The organism is Nocardia alni, assembly GCF_019038435.1.
GTDB classification, from domain to species: Bacteria; Actinomycetota; Actinomycetes; order Mycobacteriales; family Mycobacteriaceae; genus Nocardia; species Nocardia alni.
The window spans coordinates 17,776-41,134 of sequence record NZ_JAGPOX010000085.1; the positions used below are offsets into that span (position 1 = coordinate 17,776).

At 66.6% G+C, this 23,359-nt stretch carries 25 protein-coding genes; 9 read left to right on the forward strand and 16 right to left on the reverse strand.

Annotated elements, in window-relative coordinates; translation table 11 throughout:
• Positions 1-13: 13 nt before the first annotated feature.
• Positions 14-739, reverse strand: a complete 726-nt coding sequence (locus tag JZ791_RS27790; RefSeq protein WP_216898259.1) for a DUF2306 domain-containing protein — start codon at positions 737-739, stop codon at positions 14-16.
• A gap of 478 nt (positions 740-1,217) precedes the next feature.
• On the opposite strand from JZ791_RS27790, the gene JZ791_RS27795 reads away from it, so the two are divergent.
• Both JZ791_RS27795 and JZ791_RS27800 read left to right on the forward strand, forming a co-directional pair.
• The gene (locus JZ791_RS27795; protein ID WP_216898261.1) at positions 1,218-1,718 is read left to right on the forward strand and encodes a hypothetical protein; all 501 of its coding nucleotides are present in this window, start codon (positions 1,218-1,220) and stop codon (positions 1,716-1,718) included.
• 20 nt (positions 1,719-1,738) lie between these two features.
• Positions 1,739-2,095, forward strand: a complete 357-nt coding sequence (locus JZ791_RS27800; RefSeq protein ID WP_216898263.1) for a hypothetical protein — start codon at positions 1,739-1,741, stop codon at positions 2,093-2,095.
• Between the two features lie 65 nt (positions 2,096-2,160).
• Here JZ791_RS27800 and JZ791_RS27805 read toward each other — a convergent pair whose 3' ends face one another.
• A complete protein-coding gene (locus JZ791_RS27805) occupies positions 2,161-2,436 on the reverse strand; it encodes a zinc-ribbon domain-containing protein (RefSeq protein WP_216898265.1) in 276 nt (91 codons plus the stop codon).
• Positions 2,437-2,690: 254 nt separating this feature from the next.
• Positions 2,691-3,596: an oxidoreductase gene (locus JZ791_RS27810; RefSeq protein WP_216898267.1), complete on the reverse strand. Its 906-nt coding sequence runs from the start codon at positions 3,594-3,596 to the stop codon at positions 2,691-2,693.
• A 300-nt stretch (positions 3,597-3,896) separates the two neighbouring features.
• Here JZ791_RS27810 and JZ791_RS27815 point away from each other — a divergent pair, with 300 nt between their 5' ends.
• The 3 genes from JZ791_RS27815 (at position 3,897) to JZ791_RS27825 (ending at position 6,543) form a co-directional block, all read left to right on the forward strand.
• The gene (locus tag JZ791_RS27815) at positions 3,897-4,826 is read left to right on the forward strand and encodes a helix-turn-helix transcriptional regulator (RefSeq protein ID WP_216898269.1); all 930 of its coding nucleotides are present in this window, start codon (positions 3,897-3,899) and stop codon (positions 4,824-4,826) included.
• A 115-nt stretch (positions 4,827-4,941) separates the two neighbouring features.
• On the forward strand, positions 4,942-5,745 hold the full coding sequence (locus JZ791_RS27820; RefSeq protein ID WP_216898271.1) for an LLM class flavin-dependent oxidoreductase: 804 nt from the start codon (positions 4,942-4,944) through the stop codon (positions 5,743-5,745).
• A 213-nt stretch (positions 5,746-5,958) separates the two neighbouring features.
• The gene (locus JZ791_RS27825) at positions 5,959-6,543 is read left to right on the forward strand and encodes a hypothetical protein (RefSeq protein WP_308163126.1); all 585 of its coding nucleotides are present in this window, start codon (positions 5,959-5,961) and stop codon (positions 6,541-6,543) included.
• Between the two features lie 194 nt (positions 6,544-6,737).
• Here JZ791_RS27825 and JZ791_RS27830 read toward each other — a convergent pair whose 3' ends face one another.
• The gene (locus JZ791_RS27830) at positions 6,738-7,127 is read right to left on the reverse strand and encodes a hypothetical protein (protein WP_216898272.1); all 390 of its coding nucleotides are present in this window, start codon (positions 7,125-7,127) and stop codon (positions 6,738-6,740) included.
• 95 nt (positions 7,128-7,222) lie between these two features.
• On the opposite strand from JZ791_RS27830, the gene JZ791_RS27835 reads away from it, so the two are divergent.
• Positions 7,223-7,675 carry a MarR family winged helix-turn-helix transcriptional regulator gene (locus tag JZ791_RS27835; RefSeq protein WP_216898273.1) on the forward strand — a complete coding sequence of 151 codons (453 nt, stop codon included), beginning with the start codon at positions 7,223-7,225 and terminating at the stop codon, positions 7,673-7,675.
• A gap of 72 nt (positions 7,676-7,747) precedes the next feature.
• Here the strand turns inward: JZ791_RS27835 and JZ791_RS27840 are convergent, their stop codons facing one another.
• From JZ791_RS27840 to JZ791_RS46610, 3 genes are all read right to left on the reverse strand, one after another.
• Positions 7,748-9,169, reverse strand: a complete 1,422-nt coding sequence (locus JZ791_RS27840) for an MFS transporter (protein ID WP_308163127.1) — start codon at positions 9,167-9,169, stop codon at positions 7,748-7,750.
• Positions 9,170-9,244: 75 nt separating this feature from the next.
• On the reverse strand, positions 9,245-10,198 hold the full coding sequence (locus JZ791_RS27845) for an L-histidine N(alpha)-methyltransferase (RefSeq protein ID WP_216898276.1): 954 nt from the start codon (positions 10,196-10,198) through the stop codon (positions 9,245-9,247).
• A gap of 182 nt (positions 10,199-10,380) precedes the next feature.
• The gene (locus JZ791_RS46610) at positions 10,381-11,070 is read right to left on the reverse strand and encodes a PAS and ANTAR domain-containing protein (protein WP_308163128.1); all 690 of its coding nucleotides are present in this window, start codon (positions 11,068-11,070) and stop codon (positions 10,381-10,383) included.
• A gap of 159 nt (positions 11,071-11,229) precedes the next feature.
• Between JZ791_RS46610 and JZ791_RS27855 the strand changes: the two genes are divergently transcribed.
• Positions 11,230-11,637 carry a MerR family transcriptional regulator gene (locus tag JZ791_RS27855; protein ID WP_216898278.1) on the forward strand — a complete coding sequence of 136 codons (408 nt, stop codon included), beginning with the start codon at positions 11,230-11,232 and terminating at the stop codon, positions 11,635-11,637.
• Positions 11,638-11,869: 232 nt separating this feature from the next.
• Positions 11,870-12,778 carry an alpha/beta fold hydrolase gene (locus JZ791_RS27860; RefSeq protein ID WP_216898279.1) on the forward strand — a complete coding sequence of 303 codons (909 nt, stop codon included), beginning with the start codon at positions 11,870-11,872 and terminating at the stop codon, positions 12,776-12,778.
• Between the two features lie 10 nt (positions 12,779-12,788).
• Here JZ791_RS27860 and JZ791_RS27865 read toward each other — a convergent pair whose 3' ends face one another.
• The 6 genes from JZ791_RS27865 to JZ791_RS27885 all read right to left on the reverse strand — a co-directional run bounded on the left by JZ791_RS27865 (position 12,789) and on the right by JZ791_RS27885 (position 17,624).
• Positions 12,789-13,655 carry an alpha/beta fold hydrolase gene (locus JZ791_RS27865; RefSeq protein WP_216898280.1) on the reverse strand — a complete coding sequence of 289 codons (867 nt, stop codon included), beginning with the start codon at positions 13,653-13,655 and terminating at the stop codon, positions 12,789-12,791.
• Positions 13,656-13,974: 319 nt separating this feature from the next.
• Positions 13,975-15,027: a DUF3349 domain-containing protein gene (locus JZ791_RS27870; protein WP_216898282.1), complete on the reverse strand. Its 1,053-nt coding sequence runs from the start codon at positions 15,025-15,027 to the stop codon at positions 13,975-13,977.
• A gap of 260 nt (positions 15,028-15,287) precedes the next feature.
• Positions 15,288-16,508 carry a cytochrome P450 gene (locus JZ791_RS27875; RefSeq protein ID WP_216898283.1) on the reverse strand — a complete coding sequence of 407 codons (1,221 nt, stop codon included), beginning with the start codon at positions 16,506-16,508 and terminating at the stop codon, positions 15,288-15,290.
• Positions 16,509-16,520: 12 nt separating this feature from the next.
• Positions 16,521-16,706: a ferredoxin gene (locus JZ791_RS27880; protein WP_308163129.1), complete on the reverse strand. Its 186-nt coding sequence runs from the start codon at positions 16,704-16,706 to the stop codon at positions 16,521-16,523.
• Positions 16,707-16,719: 13 nt separating this feature from the next.
• Positions 16,720-16,854: a hypothetical protein gene (locus JZ791_RS46155; RefSeq protein WP_256461968.1), complete on the reverse strand. Its 135-nt coding sequence runs from the start codon at positions 16,852-16,854 to the stop codon at positions 16,720-16,722.
• A gap of 131 nt (positions 16,855-16,985) precedes the next feature.
• Positions 16,986-17,624: a DUF4097 family beta strand repeat-containing protein gene (locus JZ791_RS27885; RefSeq protein ID WP_216898285.1), complete on the reverse strand. Its 639-nt coding sequence runs from the start codon at positions 17,622-17,624 to the stop codon at positions 16,986-16,988.
• A 251-nt stretch (positions 17,625-17,875) separates the two neighbouring features.
• Between JZ791_RS27885 and JZ791_RS27890 the strand changes: the two genes are divergently transcribed.
• A complete protein-coding gene (locus tag JZ791_RS27890; protein WP_254206414.1) occupies positions 17,876-21,022 on the forward strand; it encodes an AfsR/SARP family transcriptional regulator in 3,147 nt (1,048 codons plus the stop codon).
• Here the strand turns inward: JZ791_RS27890 and JZ791_RS27895 are convergent.
• The 3 genes from JZ791_RS27895 to JZ791_RS27905 all read right to left on the reverse strand — a co-directional run.
• Complete coding sequence (locus JZ791_RS27895; protein WP_216898289.1) at positions 21,006-21,767, reverse strand: ABC transporter permease; 762 nt, start codon at positions 21,765-21,767, stop codon at positions 21,006-21,008. The two genes, JZ791_RS27890 and JZ791_RS27895, sit on opposite strands and share 17 nt — an antisense overlap.
• A complete protein-coding gene (locus JZ791_RS27900) occupies positions 21,764-22,705 on the reverse strand; it encodes an ATP-binding cassette domain-containing protein (RefSeq protein WP_216898291.1) in 942 nt (313 codons plus the stop codon). Before JZ791_RS27900 ends, JZ791_RS27895 begins: the two co-directional genes overlap by 4 nt.
• 75 nt (positions 22,706-22,780) lie before the next feature.
• The coding region (locus JZ791_RS27905; RefSeq protein WP_216898293.1) for a SanA/YdcF family protein at positions 22,781-23,359 on the reverse strand (579 nt) is incomplete at its 5' end.

Below are 23,359 nucleotides of genomic sequence, written 5' to 3' on the forward strand. Positions count from 1 at the left end.
AATGATCCTAACATTACTGGGCGGCGGCCAGGGCGCGCGAGGTGGTCAGGTACAGCGCGGGCCGGCCGCGGCGGCGAATCATGAACTCGGCGACCACCAGATTGGGCAGCCAGCAGATATAGGGCAGTGGCGCATAGGCATTGGTGAGGATATCGGCGTGGGTGAAGGGCAGCTGGACCAGAACCAGGGCGCCCAATTCGAGGCGAAGCGTGACAGCGGCATAGGTGAGTGCGAAGCAGCGGATCATCCATGCCTGGTGCGAGGCGATATCGCTGGTACGAACGGCCCGGTAGGCGCGATGAGCGGTCCACATCCACAGCAGCGCGAGCGTCCCGAATCCGAAGAAGCCGGAAATCCCGACGGAATCGAACGGCGACATGATCAGCGCCGCCGTGCCACCGACCCCGACGGCGACCAGATAGGCCTTGCCGATGGTGCGATGAACGGCGATGTGCCGCATCCTGATTCGCTTCGAGAACTGCCAAGGCCCGAGTATCAGCGCAAGTCCGGCAAAGACGATGTGAAAGTAGAACACTATCTGGATCGGCCACGGCCGCACGGCATAGGTGGTGGCGAGCCCGGTATGCGAGTGCGCGAGCGTATCCAGTGAGCCCTGGGCATATTGGCCGACGAAGTACGCGGCGATGGCCACGGAGGAGAAGGTGACCCACGCCCAACTCCAACGGGCTCGGGTACGCCGAACGGATCGGCTCTGGGGTGTGTTTGTCGCGATGGACATCGAATCCTCGAATCAGAGTATGTAAGTGCTTCTTACATACTCTAAGTAAGAGACTCTTACATTGCAACTCATTCCCCGCCACACCCCTCAGGCTCTCGATCGGCGCATGCCGTAACCAGCACGGAGAGTGTCGAACTGGGGCCTCGGTCTCACCTGTCTCGCGGCCGGACAACGGGTTTGCCGACGGCAGGTGAGTGTCGAGGTCGTCGCGGTCGAGCCGGGTAGCGCTGTCCCGCGTCGCCTGGTGCGCAGTGGTGTCGTCGAACTTGTCGGTTGGCGGCGCGTAACCGACCCCGACCGGGGTCGCGGGTGAGTTCGGATTCGCAGAAGTCGCGCAGGCTCGTGCCGGGGGCGGCCATCTGCCACATCGCTCCGGTCATCCAGGCGGCGGTTGCGACGACGGTGCGCGGCTGCGAGAGCGTGTCGGCGTGGTAGGGGGATCTCCGATGCCGGCGCGCGGGTAAGATCGCGGGTGGCAATGAGTGGCGGCAAATATGCCGTCACTCAAGGGAATTGGGGGAATGTTATGCGTATTCGATGCGCTCCGACACTCACGGTTGCGGCGGTCGTAGCCGGCGTAATCGCCATGACGCCACAGGTGGCTCGGGCGGAGGCGATCGCGCCTTGCTTGAATTACGAGGTCAGGACTGAGTGGGGCAGGCTGACGATCGACACCCGACCCGACGGTACGGACCGTATCGGGGTCATCAGCATCGGGCTGTTTCTCGACAACCTGGCCCATGTGCCCGGCATTTACACCTGGCAGGCATATGTCAATGGTCATCTGGTGAAACGAGGTGCGGATACCAAGGACGACAACTTTCACACCGCGATCCGTCATTCTCTCTACGAAAATGGGCGCACTACTATCAACTACAGTGTGGGAGATATCTTCGACATCGCCATCGCTCACCCCGTCGACGGCGGGCGAATCGCCTACGTCACGCCCGAGAATGAGTGCTTGGTCGCTAGCCACTGAGATCGGCTACCGTTGTGACCATGGACTATTCGTTTGTTCCATCCGATGCGGAGTTGCTGGCGCTCGGCGGCTGGGATGCTCGTTCCGCTCGCGTGCTGGTTGCGGCCTTCAACGAGAACGATGGCATCGCGGTCGTGGATACGAACGGCGATGGTGTCCTGGTTGAATTCGAGGAGTTCGGTCGTGATGCCGAAGGGCGGATGCGCCCAGGCGAGAGCACCGGTTCTGGTGAGCTGATGTTGCGGTACGACGATAGGGGTCTCTACCGTGCGGCAGGCCGGATTGCAGATTCGGGCCCTTCTGTCATTCACGTGGAGGCGCAGGACCTGAACGTCACGGCAGTCGAGGGCGGTTGGTGGGCCTGGGTTCGCGGCTGAGTGGTTGAGGCCCGAGGCGTCTTGGTTCCGTGGACGGCGTGATATTCGGTTGCGAGCCGGACGATTCAGGGCTGGTACGGCGGCTGAAACTGGTTGTGGGGCTGCTGATTCATGTGGGCCAGTAGTTGGTTCGTCTGCTGTTCGGTGCCCTGTTGTTCGAGTCCGCAGAACGTGCACTGTGAGGTGTACTTCGTCGAGATCGGGAACAGCGGGACGAAGAACAGCGTGAACTTCGTGACGCGCTTGCGGAGTACGTGGGCGGCGGTGTTGCCGCAGCGCCCGCACAGCAGCGTCAGTACCGCCAGTTGATACAGGTAGCTCCTGGTACCGAAGATAATCATGTGCGGGGTCCTCCCTGGATCGTGCCCGCCGATTACCTTCTCACGGACCGTTCACGGATTGAAAGTCCCTGGTCAGTCGAGATCCCATCCCGCCTCGACGCCATCGGCGTGAAATGCCTTCCATGCCCGCCGGACTCGTGTGGCGCCGAATTGGTTGTCCAGTTCGGCGAGGCGCTCGAGAGCGGCGAGAGCCGTGTGATGGCCGAGGCACAACCGGCGCCCGTCCCCATGCCAGGGCCGGCTCCTCCGCGCGGTCAGAGGTAGCTGACCCCGGTAAGTTTCTCGGCGGCCGCCCAGAGCCGTGAGCCGACGGCTGGATCGGCGGCCTCCCGGCTGAGCCGGGCCTCGGTGACCGGTCCACGCGTCTCCCAGAGTCCGGCGGGGCCGAAGAACTGACCGCCCCGCACGCCGGGCTCGGTCGCGGCGCGTAACTGCGGCAACGCGCCCTGCTCCACCGATTGGGTGGCCAGCAGACCGGCCCATGCGATCAGCCGCCCGAGCCGACCGCGATGTTCCCACGCACGCGGGGTGAGATTGGTCCGCGTGAGTCCGGGATGGGCAAGCACGCTGATGATCGGCGATCCCGCCGCCCGTAGGCGGCGGTCCAGTTCCAGCCCGAAGACCGTAGTGGCGAGCTTGGACCGACCATAGGCGGCGGACGCCTTGTATCCACGCTCGAACATCAGGTCGTCGAAGTCCAAGTGCGCGTTCTTGTGAGTGATCGAACTGAGATTGACCACCCGAGCCTCGGGCGCGGCGCTCAGGTTATCGAGCAGCAACCCGGTCAACGCGAAATGCCCCAGCATGTTGGTACCGATCTGCATCTCGAGACCGTCAACAGTGGTGCGACGCGGACCGAGCAATACGACACCGGCGTTATTGACGAGCAGGTCGATTGCCGGATGTTCGGCGGCCAATTCTTCCGCGAATTCCCGCACCGAGGCAAGCGAGGCCAAGTCAATCCCGCGCACCTCGACGTCACCGCCGATCCCACGCGCGGCCTCCTCGCCGGCAGCGGTGTTCCGAACGGCAAGCACCACATGAGCGCCCCGGTGAGCAAGCTCACTGGCAGTCACCAGGCCCAACCCCGAATTCGCACCGGTCACCACGGCGATCCGACCGCGCTGGTCGGGAATACTGTCGGTGGTCCACTCGCTCATCTGCGTCTCCTACAAAAGTGTCTGAACCATCGACGCTATGAGCAATCCGACCCCTTTCGGTCGTTCCCGGTTACCTAGGTCTATGGAACCCACCCTTCGCCGGGCCGGGCCGCACTGGAGGCGTGAGCAATCACCATCCGTGCGCTCGGTGACTTCCTGCTCGCAGCCTGGGCAACTGCGTCCGTGGTGTGGCCTCCAGTTCCACGGCGGACGCGAGGCCACTGGGCAGCGGTAGCTGTTTCGATTGCCTAGGTCTGCTGGACCTACCTATTCCGGTCCGGGCCGCGCCACACTGGAGGTGTGAGCAACTCCCATCCGTACGCTCGTGAGCTCGGTGATTTCCTGCGTGCGCGGCGCGGGCAGTTGCGTCCGCACGACGTGGGGCTCGAGCCGGGCGGGCGGCGGAAGGTAGCCGGGCTGCGGCGCGAGGAACTGGCCATGTTGGCTGGGCTCAGTACCGACTATTACCAGCGGATGGAGCAGGGGCGGGAGGTTCGGCCGTCGGACGACGTTCTTGATGCGCTTGCCGGCGCGCTCGGCCTGGACGATGAGGAACGTCGTCACCTGTTCACCCTGGCTCACGCCGCCCGGCGGCCTATGCCTGCTCGGGTGCAGCGCGAGCCGGAACGGGTGCCGGACAGCACACGTCGGCTGCTGCGGGTCATGAACACTCCGGCGGTCGTGCTCGGCAGGCATCTCGATCTGCTCGACTGGAACCCCATGGCGGAAGCGTTGCTCGGCGATCCGGCCGATTACCCGCCCGACCGGCTCAACATGCTGTTGCTGATGTTCGACGACACGCTGACCAGCCGGCGGAGTTGTGCGGGTTGGGAGCAGCAGGCCCTGGATTACATCGGCATGATGCGTGCCGCGGTCGCCACCGATCCCACCCACCCCCGCGCCACGGCGATAGTCGGTGAGCTGAGTATCCGCAGCGCCGAGTTCCGGCGGCTGTGGGCCCGCCACGACGTACGCGAGTCGGTCAGTGGCACCAAGACCTTCCAGATCCCCGAGGTGGGCGACATGGTCCTGGACTGGGACACCTACCCGCTCCCGGGAAATCCTGGCCCGGTCATGCTGGTCTTCACCGCCGAGCCGGGCAGCGCCGACTCCGAGCGCCTGCAACTCCTGTCATCGTTGCACGCGACTCGCTCGGTCCTCGCCAACCGAATTCCCCGCCAGGACAACGTCGCGCGGAATCGCCGGCCGACGATCGTCGACAACTGCTGATCGTCGGTCGTGCAGGGCCGGGTGGCCGGTGTCGCCGCCCGCCCGCGCCGCCGATGAATTTCGGCAGGATCCGGCGTCGATACCTCTGGATATACCGACAGACAGGAGTCCAGGCATGACGAAGCCGTTTCGGTTCGGGGTCGTCGCCCCGCTCGGAACCGACCTGCCGACGTGGCGAGATCGCGTGCGCCGCATCGCCGACAGCGGCTACTCGACGCTGCTGGCGCCCGACGTACCGCACCTGCAACCCGCGCCCGGTCCGCTGCTGGCGACCGCCGCGGCCCTGGCCGACCTGCGCGTGGGCGCCTGGGTGTATGCCTCCCCGCTGCGCCCGGCGTGGATGACGGCGTGGGAAGCGCACTCGCTGTCGGTATTGACCGAGGGGCGCTTCGAGTTCGGTATCGGCACGGGCAGGCCCGGAATCGAGGACGAGCTGCGCCGGCTGGGGCTGCCCGTGGTCTCGCCGAGGGAGCGGCTGGCCGAGGTGAGGGAGACCATCGAGACACTGCGAGATCTCGATGGTCCCGACCGTCGCACGCCGGTGGCGATGGCCGTGCGCGGGCCCAAGGCCCGGGCGCTGGCGGCCGAGGTCGCGGACACTGTCACTTTCGCGGTGCTACCGCACGAATCCCGCGCCGACGTCGCACAGCTGGCGCGCGAGGTGAGCGCGCTCGGGGATGTCGAACTCGCACTGGGCGTGCCGTTCATCGGCGAGACGATCGCGCCGTTCATGGCGCCTCCCACTACCGATCTCAGCGCCCTTCCGGCCGACTCGCTGGCGAGACTTCCGAACGACCCGGCAGCCGCCGCGGAGGAAATCCAGCGGCGCCGGGAGGAGATCGGTTTCTCCTACTTCGTGTTCGGCGCCGACTTCGCCGAGGCATTCGCTCCGGTCGTCGCGGAGCTCGCCGGACGGTAGACTGCGACTGCTCGCGATTTCGGCTGTCTCACAATGGATATCGAAGAGACTAGTGCAGTCGGCCGGGCTATGATCGAGCCCGTGTGACGAGTTATACAGCGGGAGAACCGGTTCCGCGACCGATACGGAAGTTTTCCGGATGGTCTAGATTGCCGGGCGGTTGCTGAGGTACTGTACGGCCGGTACTGATCAGTTCGAATGTCGGAGTGTGGCGTGACACGTTTGATGCGAATATTGGTTCTCCTATTGATACCGGTAGTGGTGCTGGTCGGCGGCTGTAAGAGCTCGTCGACGGCTGCGAGTAGTGGTACCGACCAGTCGATCCCGGCGGACCCCACCGGCACCGCCGCCGATGCCCAGGGTGAGGACACGAGCTGTCCGGCCACGAACACCACGGCCTTCGCCAAGACCAAGTTCGTCGCCCATACCGGTCTGGCGTTCGGCACGTTCCACCGCTGGATCTACAAGCCCGCGAAAGCGGGCACCTTCAAGAAGGGCGCCAAGGGCCGGATCACGGCCTTCGTCAAGGGCGGTCTGGCGGCGTTGTTCATCAAGCGTGAGGTCCGTCTCGCACTGGTCGACGCGAAGGCGAATCCCACACTGTGCAAATCGATCTCGGCCCCCCTGGGCAAACTGGGCGATACCGTCCAGTCGGCCTTCGACAAGCTCAAGGGCGGTGACAGTTCCGGCGTCGACAGCCTGAACACCGTGATCGGTCAGACCGAGAACACCTCCAAGAGCGACGGTGTGCCGATCACCGAGAACGAGAACGGTGACCTCAGCAAGTCCCCGAGCTAGAGGTTCCATGTCGACGTGGTGAGGGGGCTGCGCCTCCTCACCACTGTCGGATCGCCATGCCCGCGATGAGAATTCGGGGGCTCACGCGGCGCGCTGGCTCACCCTGCGCTTTTCCATCATCGGGATGCTCGCCCCCTGGAACATCGCGTACATGACGATCGAGGCGAGGAAGACCCGCACCGCCGGTCGTCCTATCAACTCGCGAGTCCGGTCGTCGAGCGGCGCAGGGCGTCGACGGTGGTTTCGGGGGAGGTGTTGAAGCAGAGCCGAATTCGCGGGTTCGCCTGGATGAGCGTGTTGACGATGCGCTCGAACAACAGAGTGTGTTCGGGGACGGCCCGGACGGCCGCGCCGATCATCGCGACGTCGAACGAGCGCTCGGCCAGCAGTTGGCGGACCTGACCTTCCGCCTCGTCGGGTGACGCGCTGACCCGGCACGACGTCGCATCGAAGCCCGCGTCGCGCAAGGACGTGTCGACGGCGTCGACCCTGGCGAGCAGTGTGGCCTCGTCCAGGTCGGGGAAACGGCTGTAATCCATGGCATTCGGGTGCAGGCCGATGGTCAGGACATGGTTACCGCTCATCGACGGCTCCTTCATGAGTACGGTCCGGCCGATGTGCGACCATGAACCCGAGACCAATATAGCTTTGCATGCAAAGATAGTTTGGAGAGAAAGGTATGTCAACCGAGAGCGATCCGTCCCTGGACGAGAGTGTGCGGGCCCTGGTACTGCTGATGCCGCGACTCGTCGGGAGGGCGAAGCAGATCCCGGTCCCCGAGGCGCTGCGCACTTTCGACCTCGCGCCGCGTCACCTGTCACTGCTGACGTACCTGTTGATCGACGGGCCGCTCACGGTCAACCAGCTCGCGGCCCGGCTCGAGGTCGCGCCGACCACCGTGAGCCTGATGGTCGGTGACCTCAGTCGCAAGGGCATCCTGAATCGCAGTGAAGACGACAACGACCGCCGGCGCACCATAGTCGCCATCGCCGAAGAACACCGGCCCGCCGTACAGAGTTGGCTGGGCGGCGCCGGCACCGGCTGGCGGGCCGCGCTCGGCCCGCTCACGGCCGAACAACGCGAACTCGTGGTCGCGACTCTTCGAGCCTACGAATCGGCCGTCACAGCCTGATGCGCGAACCAGAATCGGCTCGGCAGAACGGTATTCGACTGTGCGAAATCCTGGACCGTCTCGATTCCGCTCCTAGCTCTCGATCACCTCGATGTCCTGATTCCGCGCTCGGCGGCCGATGACCCGGCCCTTGTGCGGGCGCGCCGGTGGTTGGCGCAGATCGCGAACGTCGGCCACGGCCAACGGCACCGACCCGAACAGCAGAAACAGGACGCCACCGGCCACCGCCACGGAATAAGAGCCGAAGTGCGCCGACAGCGGACCGACGGCGATCTGGCCCAGCGGCATACCGACGAACGAGCCGAAACTGTCATACGCCGATACCCTCGACAGCAATTCGTTCGGCACATGCTGCTGCAGCGAGGTCTGCCAGGCGATGCCGAATATTCCCAGCCCGATCCCGCCGAGGCATGCGGCGGCCATCAACACAACTGGGGGCATCCGCATCCCGAGCGCCAGCAGCGGCAGCGCGCCCAGCGCTGCCACGCACAGCTGGCCTGTGCCGAGCAATCGCCCGATGTCGACCCGGTACATGACAATATTCGCGATCACAATGCCGATTCCGTTGGCGGCGAGGGTTGTTCCCCAGATCGCCGGGTGCGAGCCGGCAGCCACATCGACCGGGCCCAGCACCAGCCACACTCCGGCCCAGATGCTGTTGAGCACGGCAAAGGCGAGCACGATAGTCCACAGCCAACGCCGCGAACGGAATTCGTGCCACCCATCGATGATGCTGTGCGCCATCATTGTTCGTCGTGTGGTGGCGGCGCTTTCGACGCGAATCGCGGCCAGGCAGATCGCAGCGATCAGAAAACATGCCGCGTCGACGGCGATCGCCGCACCGCCACCGAATCGGGCGGCGATCAAGCCACCGGCTACCGGGCCGATCACCGTGCCGCCGTACCGAGCGGAGCTGATCAGCGAATTGGCCCGCTGCCTGAATCCGTCACCGACCAGTTGGGGCAGAATCCCGGCCGCGGCGGGCAGCGTGAACGCCGAGAGCGCCCCATTGACGGCCTCGGTACAGGTGAGGGCCGTGATGTCGACAGTGCCGGACAGCAACAGCGCCGCCGCGGCCGCCTGAGTGACGCCCGCACCGACGTGGGATGCCACCAGTACGTGACTGCGGCGGGACCGATCGCCTATCGCACCGCCGACGAGCAGGAAGATCACCAGCGCGCCGCTGCGTGCCGCGAGCACGAGCCCCAGGCCCGAAGACCCGGCGTCGTGGTGCAGGAGAGCTGCCGCCAGCGCTACCGGCGCCATGGCATTTCCCAGAAACGATACCGATCGACCGAGTAGGTATCGAGGAAAATTGCCTTCCCAGAGCGTCTGTACCGCCACGAAGGAAACCCCGTCTATCCGAGTGGGACGGGCAGGTGGGCCATTGTGCGAGTGAGCATGGCGCCACCTGCCCGTGCGGAAGATCTCCAACCGAACAACGGAGACGTTTAGACGGGAGCGGGGTCGAGTACGAATCGGTTCATGGTTCACCTCCTTCGGTCGAGTAGACAGGCTGCGGTACAACGACTATCGACCCGCAGGGCAGGCCGACCGATCCGGCAATGATCACGCAACGGTCGAGACCGTCAGCAGGCGTCGCTCGTCGTCGCTGTGATGTACATGTGGTGTGGTGAACCCGTACTCGCCGAGCTTCGCCAGGGATTCGGCGCGCCCGTGGATCGGATTGCGGATCACCAGCAGTGATTCCCCCGCGTCGAGGTCCACAACCGGCCCGGCGTCGAAGCGGATACTGGCGCCGGTGGTCAGGCGGATGCGCTCGAACCGTTCGCTACGCTGCAGGTCGTATCCGGACTCGAGGGTGTACAGGTCCTCACCGATGCCGAGCAGATCGACGAGAAATCTGCGGCCCGGTGGGAGCCGCTGTGCCGGTCCGAGATTCCTGGCCGATCTGGTCAGCCGATCCTGCGGGCTGTCGACGTATTGCTCCTGGATCAGGAAGTCGTTCGCCGTCATGTTGTCGTGGACCATCCCGAATGCCTGATCGCGATTGCGGAGATTGAACAGTGTGTTGCCGAAATGCAGCACCAGCCGTGGCGTGCGGCCGACATGAGTGGCGAACGGTTGCCTCGCCAGATCGATGATGTGGCCCTCGAACGGAACTGCGCCATCGAACCAGGTCCGGATGTTGTGCTCCGCCATCCGCAGCATGTCCGCGCTGATATCGGTCGCCACATATCGGCCCATGCGCCCCGCGTCTACCAGCCAGGACAACAGCGGCCGCGCGGGTAGCCCATTTCCTGCGCCGAGGTCGACGACGTCCCAGCGTTCGCGGCGGGAGATCAACTCGGACAGATAGGCCTGATCGGCGTTCAAGAGGCGGTTCGTGGCGGGAGACAGCTCCTCGGTCGACTGCTGGTTCCAATGCTGGGCGCCGGTACCCACATAGCCGTACTGCCGGGGCAGTTCTCGATGCTCGATGAGGCTTTCGGCGAGGTCGGCGATTTGCTGCGGCGTCAGGAGCTGGTAGAGCTCGGACTTCGGCTGGATTTTGGTGCGCATCACTGTCCCGTCGACCGATCGCCGACGGCGATCTTCCTCTTAATTAGAGGCTCGATATACAACGTACCGTAGTTTAACGGCATATTATTGGGACAGCAAGGCTCAGAGGCGACTTCGGTTCCGGAGTGCCCGAGGGGACGATCGGTCGGTACCGCCCGGTGTGGGTTTCGAGTGGGTGCCCGTTATCGGTTCTCGGGTGGAATGCGCTCGTGGAGGGTCAGCAGGATGTGGTCGAACTGGGTGACAGTGGAGGGGTCGGGCCGGGGGAGTGTGGCGAGTTCGGCCATGAGTTGTTCGGCCAGGGCGCGGAGTTTGGTGTTGGTCTCCTGCGAGCGCCAGGTGAGGACCTTGAATGCCTGGGCGGAGTTGATTCCGTACATGTGCATGAGTACGGCCTTGGCCTGTTCGATCACGGCGCGGGACTGGACGAGTCCGGGCAGGTGCTGGTTGAGGGTTTCGCGCTCGGCTTCGGCGAGAGCGTCGGACAGGTCGATGTAGAACCCGGCGGTGCCGACGGGCTCGTGTTGGGAGTCGAGGATTCGGTCCGCGACGACCATGACCGCGTGTTCGGTGCCGTGGGTGTCGATGAACCGATGGCGGCTGGAGAAGGGTTCTCCATGGTTCGCCGAGCGTGCGATGGCCTCGGCGACGTGTTCACGGTCGTCCGGATGTTTGTGCGCGAGAAGCAGTTCGGTGGTCGGCTCGATCTCGCCGGGCTGGTAGCCGTGCATCTGGTAGATCTCCGCCGACCACTCCCAGCGGCGGCTGGCGAACCAGAACCGGAAACTTCCGGCCCGCGGCGGTTGCGCGGGGGCCACGGCATCGATGGTGGCTCCCGGCGTAGGGCCGATGACAGGCGGTGTTGTGGTCACGATCGTCCTCTGTGCTGTGTGGCGGGCGTCATCAAGGTTTGCGCGTGGCTGCGATCAGATAATCTTAGTCCTCTGACTTAGATTTGTTTTAGCACCCACCGCGAGTGGGTGCAAGATTCGAGCTGAGGTAATCTGGCCCACAGACAGATAAGGAGCGCGATGCAGTCCGATCGGTCCGACCACCTGCCCGACGCCGGTCAGGATCACCTGCCCGGCTCGAGTCGGGCGGTCTATGGGATCTCGGTAGCGGCGGAGCTGGCCGGGATCGGTATGCACACGCTGCGTTTGTACGAGCAGCACGGCTTGATCACTCCTGTCCGCAGTGCGGGCGGGACCCGTCGCTACAGCGGCGACGATCTGGCCCGGATCGCGCGCATCGGTGCCCTTGTGGAAGAAGGGGTCAACCTCGCCGCGATCGCGCGCATCCTGGACCTCGAGGACGCGAATACCGATCTCGAGGGTGCCAACGCCGACCTCGCGGACGCCAACAACGCGCTGCGCCACAGCAACGCCGCACTGGCCGCTGAACGTGACCGGTTGCGCCACCGCGACGGGGATCACGAGTAGAGCGCCGGCACACCCAGGGGCGACCGGGCCTGCGCACTCTCGTCGCGGATCACGCCCGGGCCCTACGTGCGGAGCCCGGTTGCGCTCGAGCAGATCGAAAGATCGTCAGCGGCCGGTCGTGGACGATACGGGCTCGCTGCGGTGGTTGTACGCGACTCGCCTTGTGCCCGGCGGACTTCGGTGACCGACACCAGCCCCGCCTACGGGCGCGGGACGCGTTCATACTGTCGCAATGGCGGAATATGACGAATTCGGGTTGTTCGCCGAGAACGCGGCGGAGGCGGGACTGACCTGGTCCGGGCCGCCGCACGTGGTGAGAAGTTCTGTCGAGATCGCGCCCGGGCGGCGGGTCAGTGCCCTGCGCTGGGGGGATGGTGAACCGGAATTGGTGCTGCTGCACGGTGGCGCGCAGAACGCGCATACCTGGGATACCGTCGCGCTGGCGCTGGGGCTCCCACTCGTCGCGGTGGACCTGCCCGGCCACGGTCATTCGGACTGGTGGCCGGAACACGACTACACACCCGAGCACCTGGCCGATGCGGTAGCCACCGTCATCGACGCACTGGCCCCGCGGGCCGCGGCGGTCGTCGGTATGTCACTCGGTGGACTGACGGCACTGCACCTGGCCGCCGCCCGCCCGGATCTCGTGCGCCGCTTGATCGTCGTCGACGTGACTCCCGGCACCAGCGATCAGGAGCGCAAGACGGCGGCGATATCCGCATTCGTCAACGGCCCCGCCGATTTCGGATCCTTCCAGGAAATCCTCGATCGTACGGTGGCACACAACCCGGGCCGGTCGGTTCAGTCGCTGCGCCGCGGAATCCTGCACAACGCCCGCGAGCGCGAGGACGGTCGCTGGGTGTGGCGCTACGATCGGCTCCGCCCGACCGCGGCCGGGGGAGTCGACTTCAGCGCCCTGTGGGACGACGTGTCCGCCGTACGAGCCCCACTGCTGCTGGTCCGCGGAGCGCGCTCGCCGGTCGTGGACGACGACGACGTCGCGGAGCTGCTGCGCCGCCTGCCACTGGCGCGCGTCGAGGTCGTCGATGGCGCAGGGCATTCGGTACAGGGCGACCGCCCGGTCGAACTCGCCGGACTCATCGACGGTTTCATCCGCGGCGAAGGAGCCGCCGCGAAGTAAGCGGGCGTTGTCAGACGAATACGCAGTCGTCGAGGAAACCGAGCAGGCCCTGGGCGAACACGTCGTTATCGTCTCCGGCGACCATGTGGCCCGCGCCGTTCACATCGATGAACTTGGCGTGCGGGATCAGCGTCAGCAACTCGCGTGCACCCTCGGGGCTGACGATGCGCGACTCACTGCCGCGGATGAGCAGCGTCGGCACCCGGATGGCGCGGGCCGCGGCGGTGGCGCGGGTGGTCATGGCGCGGGCGGTCTGCTCGGCCGACAGGCCCTCGCCGCGCCGGCCGAGGAACTCCGGATCCCAGTGCCAGTACCACCGTCCGTCGCGTTCGCGGAGGTTCTTGCGCAGTCCCGCCGGTCGCGGCGGACGCTTGCGGTGCGGGTTGTATGCCATGACGGCCTCGACGGCGTCGTCCAGCGAATCGAACCCCTCCATGCCCGAGCGCATGAACGCCGTGATCTCGGCGCTGCCTTCGGGTTCGATCCGTGGGGTCACGTCCACCAGGACGAGTCCGCGGGCGAGCGAGGGGTCCTCGCCCTGGGCCAGCAGCGAGGTCATGCCACCCATCGACGCGCCGACGAGCACGGGCCGCTCGTCGAGGGTGGCCAGGACCGCGCGCAGGTCGGCGACCATGGCGTCCTGGCCGTAGTCCGCGTCGGCGGACCAGCCGCTCTCACCGTGCCCGCGCGCGTCGAGCGCCAGGGCGGTCCAGCCGTGCTCGGCCAGCCTCGCCCCCGTGTGCTGCCACGAGTGCCGGGTCTGTCCGCCGCCGTGCAGCAGCAGCACGACCCTGCGTTGATCCGATGCCGTCCAGCGGTCCGCCGCGAGGGTGACGTCGCGTCCCCCGATCGTGAGATGTTCCGGTGTGACGGACATTCGAGGGTTCCCCTGCTCTTGTCGGTTCCGCCGGCAGTCCCCTCGCGCATGGATCGCAAGGGAATACTTGGCGAACGCTTTGTAAGCGCAAGAAACGAGTTTACGATCGTAAGGCTAACTAAGCAATTCGCCGGTCGGCGCATGACGGGTGGGCGTGGATCGCGACAGGCGCGCCGTCGCAGGCGGTTTCGGGGTCGCCGGTGACGGAATCCGTGGTGCATCGCCGAATCGGATCCAGGATGCTGTCACGCGGCGGCCCGATGGCGTGGCTGGTGAGCGCGATCGTCTTCGGTGCCGAGGCGGCTGTGCGGGGCGCTTGTCAGTCCGAGTCGCGGCGGTGGGCGGCCAGCCAGTTGTCGGCGGTTTGGCCGGTGGCCAGGAAGATGGTGCGGCGGCCGACCTCGACGGCGTTGTCGGCGAACCGTTCGTAGTAGCGGCCGATCAGGGTCAGGTCGACCGCGGCGGTGATGCCGTACTCCCAGGCCGGGCCCATGACGGTGAGCAGGAGTTCCTCGTGCAGATGGTCCATGAGGTCGTCCTGCTCGTCGAGCGTGGACGCGGTGTGCGGGTCGGGTGAGTCGAGTACCGCCGCGGCGCTCGTCGCGATCGCGACGGCCGCCGTACCCATCTGGGAGATCAACGGCCGCACCGGTTCGGGGACCGTCGCCGCGGGGTGGCGCCGGCGGGCGGACTCCGCGATGTGCGAAGCCAGGACGGCCATGCGCTGCAGGTTGCCGCTGAGCTGGATCGCGGTGACCACCTGTCGCAACTCGGCCGCGACCGGACGTAGCGCCAGCAGTTGCATCGCTTCCTGCTCGGTATCACGGACCATCGCCGTGACCTTGGTGCTGATGTCGATTGCGGTCTGCGATTGTTCCAGATCGCTGGTCACCAGGGCGGTGGTCGCGATCGCGACCGCGTTCCGGTCCTGCAGACATATCGCGTGCAGCAGGTGGGCCAGTTGTTCCAGGCTCTGGTCGTAGTGAATCGGCATACTTGATTCAACCTCGCCAGGCGGCTGTGTGCCCGTCGGCGCTGGTGCGGCGTGTCCCGCGGCGGTTCCGGATCCGGTTCGCCGCCAGCTGTTCTCAACCGGCCATCCGGCCGCTCGCAGCCGGTCTCGCACGCGTGCCAGGTCCGATTCGCGGGGCAGCTCGTTCGTGAGCCTGCTGATCACCACGCCGGCGTCGACCCGGCTCGCGGGGAGTGCGCCCTGTCCGGCCAGCTCGTGCACGACCTGGTCCAGTTCCTCGTCGCTCAACCGGCGCCCCAGCACCGCCAGCAATGGCAGGTAGTCCTGATCGGGCACGCCCTGCGGGTATCCGGCCCGCAGCCATGCCACGATCCGGGCCAGCACATCCGACCACTCCATAGCTCCACCTCCCATGCCGTATGCCCGCAGAGAGACTATCCGGTTTCCTCTCGAGCCGCGTGCGGCGTTCACAGGAAGTGTGCGCCATCCGATGCGCCGGCGTCGCCGGGTTGATCCAGTCTCACGTCGAGCGGCCGACCCGCGCACCTGTCGACTCGTCATTCGCTCCCGGAACGTCGGTCTTCAGATGCCCCGGCATGCTTTCGGCCGGGATCCGCAGTCCGTGCGACTGTGGATCCCGGCCGATGGCTGGGGTGTGGCTACCGGCCGGTCCAGGTGACCGGAAGTTCATGGACCCCATAGATATTCATGTCGGTCCGGAGTTTCACCTCCGCGGCGGGGATGGCGAGGGCGAGGGTCGGGAAGCGGCGGAGCAGGCCCTGGAAACCGGCGCGCATCTCGATGCGGGCCAGCTGCTGGCCGAGGCATTGGTGGACGCCGTGGCCGAAGGACAGGTGGCCGCGGGCGGTGCGGTGGATGTCCAAGGTGTCGGGGTTGTCGAAGCGGTAAGGGTCGTGGTTGGCGGCCAGCGTGGAGATGGCGACGGTCGATCCCTCGGTGATCGTTTCGCCGGCGAGCTCGATGTCCTCGGTGGCGTAGCGGTAGAGGATGTCGACCACGGACAGGTAGCGCATCAGCTCCTCGACGGCGTCGGGCATGAGGTCCGGGGTTTCGCGCAGCTCGGCGGCCTGCTCAGGGTTCTCCAGGAGCGCGAAGGTGCCCAGGCCGAGCATGTTGGCGGTGGTCTCATGACCCGCGAGCAGCAGCAGGAAGGCGATGCCGGTGAGTTCCTCGATGGACAGGCCGTCCTGGCGGGCCAGGTCGGACAGGATATCGTCGCCCGGGTCGGCGCGCTTGCTCACGACCAGTTCGGCCAGGAACGTGGTCAGCGCGCTGTACGCGACCATCTTCTGCTCGATCGGCTGATCCCTGATCAGGAACTTCGCGGAGTTGACCTGGAAGGTCGACCGATCCGCGTACGGGACGCCGAGCAGTTCGCAGATCACCAGCGAGGGCACCGGCAGCGCGAACTCGGCGACCAGATCCACCGGCGGGGTCAGGCTTGCCAGGTGGTCCAGCTGCCGCTCGACAACCTCGACGATATGGTCCTCGAGCTGCCTCATGCGCCGGACGGTGAAGGCGCCGGTGAGCCTGCGCCGCAGCCTGGTGTGATCCGGCGGATCCATCGCGATGAAGACGCCCGGAATCTGCGGGGACGGTTCCTCGATGACGGGCATGTCGGGCAGATCCTCGAGCGTGTGCATGACCGCGAGGTCCGTGCGGGAACTGAACCGGGTGTCGGCCATGAGCGCGCGCAGCGCCTCGTAGCCGGTGACGATCCAGCCTTGGTGACCATCCGGAAACACGATCGGGCTGACCGGACGATCCGCACGCAGCCGGGTGACCGCGGCGGGCGGGTTGAAGGGCCCCGCGTCGCGGTCCGTGGGAAGGCCGTGCGGGATCGGAAGTGCTTGACTCATCGGGATTTTCCTTTACGTGAGCGATTGATCGACGATGGTGATCGCGCCGGGCGGGCACGGTCGGACGGCCTCGCGAACGGCGCCGGGCTCGGCGGTCCGGTCCAGCAGCGCCGCCCGGCCGTCTTCGGTGTCCTGGTCGAATGCTCCGGGGGCGGTCAGCACGCACATTCCGGCGTCGATGCAGCGCTCCCGGTCCACCCTGAGTTGCTTCTTACTTCTGGTCAGCCGAGCGGAAGGGCGTGCGGTCGATGGTGAGCGCGCCGTTGCGCATCGCCTCGTCGTTGAGGATCATCGTGTCCCCGTACGCCTCTCGTGGCCCGGTCGCCGCGATCGCTGAACTGCTCATGGGATAACTGTCGCCGGATCGGCTGATATCGACCTGATACCGCGCACCCGCCTGCGGTGAGGATGGGCGGGGCCGTTGGGGCGGGTGCATTTGTCTCACCCGTCCCGTCGGCTTCGTTGGCATGTCGTTTCCTAGGCGGCGACGGCGTGCCGGATGGTGATGTTGCCCATCGAGCTGCGTGCGAAGACGTGCACGGTGTCGCCGTGGGCGTCGGAGACCGGTCCCAGCTGGTTCTGCACGGTGCCCTGCATGGTGTTGGACTGCACGTTCACCGCGCTGCCGGGGCGGATGCCGACCTCGAGCTCGCCCATGGAGGTCTCCAGCCGGATCTCGCCGCGGGCGGCCGCACCGATGCGGATGTCGCCCTTGGAGGTCTTCGCGGTGACCGAGCCGAGCGGGCGGTCCAGGACGATGTCGCCCATGGAGGTCTCGACCTGGGACTCACCGAATTCGCCGGTGACGTGCAGGTTGCCGCAGCCAGCGGTGCCCTTCACCCGCGAGCCGGTGGGCGCCTCGATGGTGACCTCGATGGTGGGGTTGCCGCCGAAGGCGGTGTAGGTGCGCCAGTCCTTGGGGGTCTTCACGGTCAGGGTGCCGTCGGCGTATTCCACCTGGGTCTGGGCGGCGGCGCGCACGTCGGCCTTCTTGGCCGGGTCGGCGGCCCGGACCTGTACGACCGTGTCGGTGCGGTCCGAGGCGACGACGTCGACTGTCGCGGACAGGACGTCGAAGGTGACGGCGATCGGGTTCGGTGTCTGGAAGGCGGTCATGGCGTTTCTCCTTGTGCGGGTGGCGAATTCAGCCTGTCTGCTGGATTGCCGTGCTGTGTTGACGTGATTACTTTCGCCGGACCCGCTGATACCGGCCTGACACCGCTCTGACACGCCCGCTGACATCACGTCTGCCCTGCTCGGTGCCCATGCGACAGGCGGGCTGACGAGCACCGATCGTTCACGGCAGAATGGTCCGGGTGAAGATCGGGTTGCTTGGACCGCTCGAGATCCGGGCAGATGACGGTGCAATGATCGAAGTACCGGGTGCCCGGTTGCGGGCGTTGCTGATCGCGCTTGCGCTCGAGCCCGGCCGCGCGGTCCCGAAAACGACTCTGGTCGACTGGATTTGGGGTGAGCAGCCGCCCGCCGAGGCGGCGAATGCCCTGCAGGCGCTGATCTCCCGGCTGCGCAGGGCGCTGCCGGACGGATCGCTCGACGTGCAGGCGGGCGGGTACCGGCTGGTGATCGACCCCCGCGCCGTCGACGCGGTGCGGTTCGAACAGCTTCTCGACCAGGCACGTGGTGGTGGCGACGCATACCGGGCCGAGCTGCTGCGCGAGGCGGTCGAGCTGTGGCGCGGCGCACTGATGCAGGATGTCGGCGTCCAGGACAGCGAGGCCGTCGACGCGGTGATCACCCGGCTCGACGGACTGCGCCTCGCGGCAACGGAGGACCTGTACGAGGCCGAGATCCGGCTCGGCCGAGGTCCGGATCTGGTCGCCGAGCTGACCGAGCTGGTGGCCCGGAATCCGGTGCGGGAACGCCTCGTTGCCGCGCTCATGCGGGCGCTCGGCGAGGCGGGACGCGCCGCCGAGGCGCTGACCGTGTATCAGAACGCGCGTGAGGCGTTGGCCGACACGCTCGGCGTGGATCCCTCCCCGGAGCTGTCCGCACTGCACGTCGCGCTGCTGCGCGGTGAGGTGGAAGCGCCGGAGCAGGACCGCAAGACGAATCTACGAGCCGAGCTGACCGCATACATCGGCACCTACGCCGATGTCGCGGCCGTCCGCGAACTCATCGCGAACCACCGGCTCACCACCTTGACCGGCCCCGGCGGTTCGGGAAAGACCCGGCTGGCCCTGGAGACCGCGCGCAGCATGCTCGAGGACCTCCCGGACGGGGCCTGGCTGATCGAACTGGCGTCCGTCGGCACCGCCGGCGATGTGGCGCAGTCGGCGCTGGCGGCGCTCGGGCTGCGGGATGCGCTGCTCACCGCACAGCATGCCGAGCCGATGGATCGGCTCGTCGCGGCGTTGCGTGAACGGGAAACGTTGCTGATCCTGGACAACTGCGAGCACGTGATCGACTCCGCCGCGGCGTTCGCGCACCAGGTGCTGGGGGAGTGCGGGCGCCTGCGGATCCTCACGACGAGCCGGGAGGCGCTCGGCATCACCGGTGAGGCGCTGTGGCAGGTCGAGCCGCTGGCATTGCCCACCGAAAGGGCGAGTTCCGCGGAGATCGAGTCCTCGCCGGCCGTGCAACTGCTGCGGGACCGGGCCGGTGCGGTGCGCAAGGAACTTCCGGCCGATGCCCGCACCCTGGCGACGATGGCGCGCGTATGCCGGGCCCTGGACGGGATACCGCTGGCGATCGAACTGGCCGCGGCTCGCCTGCGGACCATGTCCCTCGATCAGCTCGCCACCCGGCTGGACGATCGGTTCCGGCTGCTGACCGGTGGCAGTCGCACCGCCATACCGCAGCATCGGACGTTGCGCGCGGTGGTCGACTGGAGCTGGGAGTTGCTCACCGACGCCGAACGAATGGTCCTGCGCAGGCTCGCGGTGTTCTCCGGCGGAGTGAGTCTGGAAGCGGCAGAGCAGGTTTGCGTGAACACGGGGACGGTGGGCGGGAATAACACGTGCGGAGACCCCGAAGGGCAAGGGGGCGGGAAGGATTCGGCAATCGAGCAGTGGGAGGTGCTCGATCTGCTGACCGCGCTGACCGAGAAGTCGTTGCTGCTCATCGCCGACGACAGCGGGCCGCGCTACCGGATGCTCGACACGATCCGGCAGTACGCCCGGGAGCGGCTCGAGCAAGCGGGTGAATCGGAACCGGCGCGTCGGGCGCATCTGGAGCATTTCACCACACTCGCGGCCACCGCGGAACCGCATCTGCGTCGCGGCGAGCAGGTGCGGTGGCTCGCCACACTAGCGGCCGAACACGACAACATCGCCGCCGCGATGCGGGGCGCGCTGGCGGCCGGCGAGGCGGCCGGGGCGATGCGGCTCGCGGCGGCCGCCGGCTGGTACTGGTGGCTGAGCGGGCACAAGACGGTGGGGCTGCAACTGATCACCGCGGCCGCCGAGTTGCCGGGCGAGGTGGACGACGACACCCGCACCATCGTGTACGGGCTGATCGTGCATTTCGTCTCCACCGGGCGCAACGACGAGCGCCAGGTGCAGGAGTGGATCCATAAGGCCTATCGATTCGGCCGAGGCAGCACGGCGCCGCACCCCACGGTGCCGTTCGTCGGCGCGCTCGAACGCCTGCTACAGGGCCCTGACGCGATGCTGACCGCGTTCGAACCGCTGCTCACCGATGACGAACCGTGGGTCCGGGCGCTGGCCCGGCTGCAGCTCGGCAAGATGCGGACCGTGCTGGGCGGCCCGCTCGGGCAGGAGGCGGACGAGTACTTCGAGACGGCGCTGGCGGAATTCCGGGCCGTCGGTGAGCGCTGGGGGATATCCTTCGCACTGAGCGAGCTGGCGGATCGAATCGCCATGCGCGGCGAATTCGCCACTGCGTGTGTCCTTTTCGAGCAGGCGGTCGCGGCGGTCACGGAAGTCGGCGCGATCGAGGACGTGGTCCGGTTCCGGGCTCGGCAGGCCCAGTTGTATTGGCTGCTGGGCGAGCCGGCCAGTGCCGTTGCCCTGGAGCAGGCACAGCGAGCCGCGGCGCAGACCGCTTGGCCGAGCGCGCTGGCCGAGGTCGCGTTGGCGAAGGCCGAATTGGTCCGCTGGAGCGGTGATTCCGGGCAGATGCGTTCCGAAATCGACATCGCGACAACCGCATTGGGTGAGGATGCGGAGCAGGGGCAGAACAAAGCGGCGATACACGACCTGCTCGGGTACGTCGCCGACGATCTCGGCGAGGCCCGAACCCACCGTTCCGTGGCTCTCCAGGCGGTCTCCGAGGTCGGGTACGCACCCGGGATCGCCCGGGTACTCGTCGGAATCGCCGACCTGGCGTTGCGTCAGGAACAGTATGAGCAGGCCGCCCGGCTGCTCGCGGCGAGCACCGCGGTGCGCGGCCTGCCCGACCATTCCCAGCCGGACGTGGCACGGATCGAGCAGACAGCACGAAGTCGCCTCGGTGAAGAACTCTTCACCGAGGCGACGAACGAGGGTGCTCGGGCGAGCTGGCACGAGTTGGCCGCGACTACACTCGCTTGTTGAATGTGGCTCGCGACCACAGGTATCCGACGATGGCGAACCCGGCGCACCAGGCCAGCGCGGCGGCGGTGTAGCCGCCGGACGGATGCCCGGTGAGAAATCCGCGCAGGGACTCGATGATCGGTGTGAAGGGCTGATACTGCGCGAATTGCCGGATGCCCTGGCCCATTCTGGTGGCGGGCACGATCGCGCTGCTCAGGAAGGGCAGCATGATCAGCGGAACCACGGTCAATCCGGCGGATTCCGGCGTTTTGGCCGCCATACCCAGTGCGACGGTGAGCCAGGAGGCCGCGAACGAGGTCGCCGCCATCACGCCGATCGCGCCGAGCCACTCCAAGGGCGTTGCGGGCGAACGGAATCCCAGCGCGAAGGCCACACCGATGATGGCCGCGATGGCCACCACATTGGTCATGATGGTGGCCACGACGTGACCGGTCAGGACCGCGCCGCGGGAGACATCCATCACCTTGAAGCGGTTGATGATGCCCTTGGCCATATCGGAACTCACCGAGACCGCGGTGCCCGAGAGCCCGTAACTGATGGCCAGCAGGATCATTCCCGGCGCCGCGTAGTCGATGTAGCGCTCGCCGACATTGAACGCGTCGCCGAACACGTACACGAAGATCAGCATCATCACGACCGGCATCAGCGCCGCGTTGAAGATCGTGACGGGGGTCCTGGTGATGTGTTTGATGTTGCGGCGCAACATGATCGAGGAATCTGCCAGGGGTGCTGTGATGGTGCTCATGATGCTGTCGCCTCCGTGGTCGCGTGGCCGGTCAGGGAAAGGAAAACGTCGTCGAGATCGGGGGTGTGGACGGAGACCTCTTCGGCCTCCATATCGGATTCGGCGAGCCGATCCAGCAGCAGCCGAAGGGATTTCGTGCCGCCATTGCCGGGGACCCGCAGGGCCAGGGCGTCGTCGCGGATGGATCCGGGCAGCAGTCGCGCCGCCGCGTCCACCTCGTCGACCGTAGTGAACCGGAGCTGGATGTGACTGCCGGGCACCTGGCGCTTGAGCTCCTCGGGAGTGCCCTCGGCGACGATGCGGCCCTGGTCCAGAACCGCGATCCGGTCGGCCAGTTGATCGGCCTCCTCGAGGTACTGGGTGGTCAGGAAGATCGTGACGCCGTCGGAGGTCAACTCCCGCACGATCTCCCACATGGTGCGGCGGCTGCGCGGGTCCAGGCCCGTGGTCGGCTCGTCCAGGAAGACGATCTGCGGCCGGGTGACCAGCGTCATCGCCAGATCCAGCTTCCGGCGCATACCGCCGGAGTAGGTGGAGGACCGCTTCCTCGCCGACTCCGTCAGGCCGAATCGTTCCAGCAGCTCATCGACCACGCGCTTGCGGTCGCTGCCCTTCAGGCGGTGCAGGTCCGCCATCATCCGCAGGTTCTCCTCGCCCGTCAGCAGTTCGTCCACCGCCGCGAACTGTCCGGTGACGCCGATCGCCGCGCGCACCGCCTCGGGCTCGGTGGTGATGTCGTGGCCCGCGACGTGGGCCGTTCCGCCATCCGCCTTCAGTAGCGTGGTCAGCACGTTCACGGTCGTCGTCTTGCCCGCTCCGTTCGGCCCGAGCAACGAAAAGATCGTTCCGGCGCCGATATTCAGGTCGATGCCGTCGAGTACGGCCTTGTCGCCGTACGCCTTGCGCAACCCGGAGGCCGCGATTGCCGTGTTGTTCATGGGAGTACCGTCGCTGGCCGGGCTGATACCGACCTGATGCGGACCTGACACGTCCCCTGATACGGGGTTCGCCCCTTACCGAGCTGAGCCGAGCAGCCTGACAACCGCTTTCGGTGCTGCAAGCCACTCTCGTATAGTGTTGCGCACCAGTGTCTTTCGCGTGCACTCGCAATAGGCATCGACGCCGTCCGCATCGATGCCCGCGCCGCGGCACAGGGCGATCGCCCGAGGCGCGTGCTGATGCTGGGTGACGATGATCGCGCGGCCGACGCCGAACAGGCTGTGCGCTCGTTCGCACGTCTCCCAGGTCGACAGCCCCACGCCGTCCGCTCGTATCAGCGCGGGATCGACGCCATGAGCCAGCAGATACCTACGCATCGAGGCGATTTCGTCGCCCGACCTACCTGCGGCATCGCCGGAGATCAGAATCTCGTCGACCTTCTTCGCCGCCAACAGTTCGATCGCGACATCCAGCCGCCCGCGCAGATAGGTCATCGGCAGGCCATCCGGACCGATCATCGCACCCGGCACAATCACAACCGGAGCCCACGCCACGGTCGAGACCCGGAACCAATGCCCAACCGACAACATCCGCAACCGCACATTCGCCCCGACCACGACCAGCACCAACGCAGAGCCCACCCCGACTACCCC

Bases quoted from the DNA above. Each gene is read 5' to 3' on its own strand.
- JZ791_RS27900 (WP_216898291.1), bottom strand. From the start codon at position 22,705: ATGAACAACACGGCAATCGCGGCCTCCGGGTTGCGCAAGGCGTACGGC.
- JZ791_RS27820 (WP_216898271.1), top strand. From the start codon at position 4,942: ATGACGAAGCCGTTTCGGTTCGGGGTCGTCGCCCCGCTCGGAACCGAC.
- JZ791_RS27870 (WP_216898282.1), bottom strand. From the start codon at position 15,027: ATGGAGTGGTCGGATGTGCTGGCCCGGATCGTGGCATGGCTGCGGGCC.
- JZ791_RS27860 (WP_216898279.1), top strand. From the start codon at position 11,870: ATGGCGGAATATGACGAATTCGGGTTGTTCGCCGAGAACGCGGCGGAG.
- JZ791_RS46155 (WP_256461968.1), bottom strand. From the start codon at position 16,854: ATGAGCAGTTCAGCGATCGCGGCGACCGGGCCACGAGAGGCGTACGGG.
- JZ791_RS27865 (WP_216898280.1), bottom strand. From the start codon at position 13,655: ATGTCCGTCACACCGGAACATCTCACGATCGGGGGACGCGACGTCACC.
- JZ791_RS27795 (WP_216898261.1), top strand. From the start codon at position 1,218: ATGAGTGGCGGCAAATATGCCGTCACTCAAGGGAATTGGGGGAATGTT.
- JZ791_RS27830 (WP_216898272.1), bottom strand. From the start codon at position 7,127: ATGAGCGGTAACCATGTCCTGACCATCGGCCTGCACCCGAATGCCATG.
- JZ791_RS27885 (WP_216898285.1), bottom strand. From the start codon at position 17,624: ATGACCGCCTTCCAGACACCGAACCCGATCGCCGTCACCTTCGACGTC.
- JZ791_RS27895 (WP_216898289.1), bottom strand. From the start codon at position 21,767: ATGAGCACCATCACAGCACCCCTGGCAGATTCCTCGATCATGTTGCGC.
- JZ791_RS27800 (WP_216898263.1), top strand. From the start codon at position 1,739: ATGGACTATTCGTTTGTTCCATCCGATGCGGAGTTGCTGGCGCTCGGC.
- JZ791_RS27845 (WP_216898276.1), bottom strand. From the start codon at position 10,198: ATGCGCACCAAAATCCAGCCGAAGTCCGAGCTCTACCAGCTCCTGACG.
- JZ791_RS27835 (WP_216898273.1), top strand. From the start codon at position 7,223: ATGTCAACCGAGAGCGATCCGTCCCTGGACGAGAGTGTGCGGGCCCTG.
- JZ791_RS27855 (WP_216898278.1), top strand. From the start codon at position 11,230: ATGCAGTCCGATCGGTCCGACCACCTGCCCGACGCCGGTCAGGATCAC.
- JZ791_RS27890 (WP_254206414.1), top strand. From the start codon at position 17,876: ATGATCGAAGTACCGGGTGCCCGGTTGCGGGCGTTGCTGATCGCGCTT.
- JZ791_RS27790 (WP_216898259.1), bottom strand. From the start codon at position 739: ATGTCCATCGCGACAAACACACCCCAGAGCCGATCCGTTCGGCGTACC.
- JZ791_RS27875 (WP_216898283.1), bottom strand. From the start codon at position 16,508: ATGAGTCAAGCACTTCCGATCCCGCACGGCCTTCCCACGGACCGCGAC.
- JZ791_RS27810 (WP_216898267.1), bottom strand. From the start codon at position 3,596: ATGAGCGAGTGGACCACCGACAGTATTCCCGACCAGCGCGGTCGGATC.
- JZ791_RS27805 (WP_216898265.1), bottom strand. From the start codon at position 2,436: ATGATTATCTTCGGTACCAGGAGCTACCTGTATCAACTGGCGGTACTG.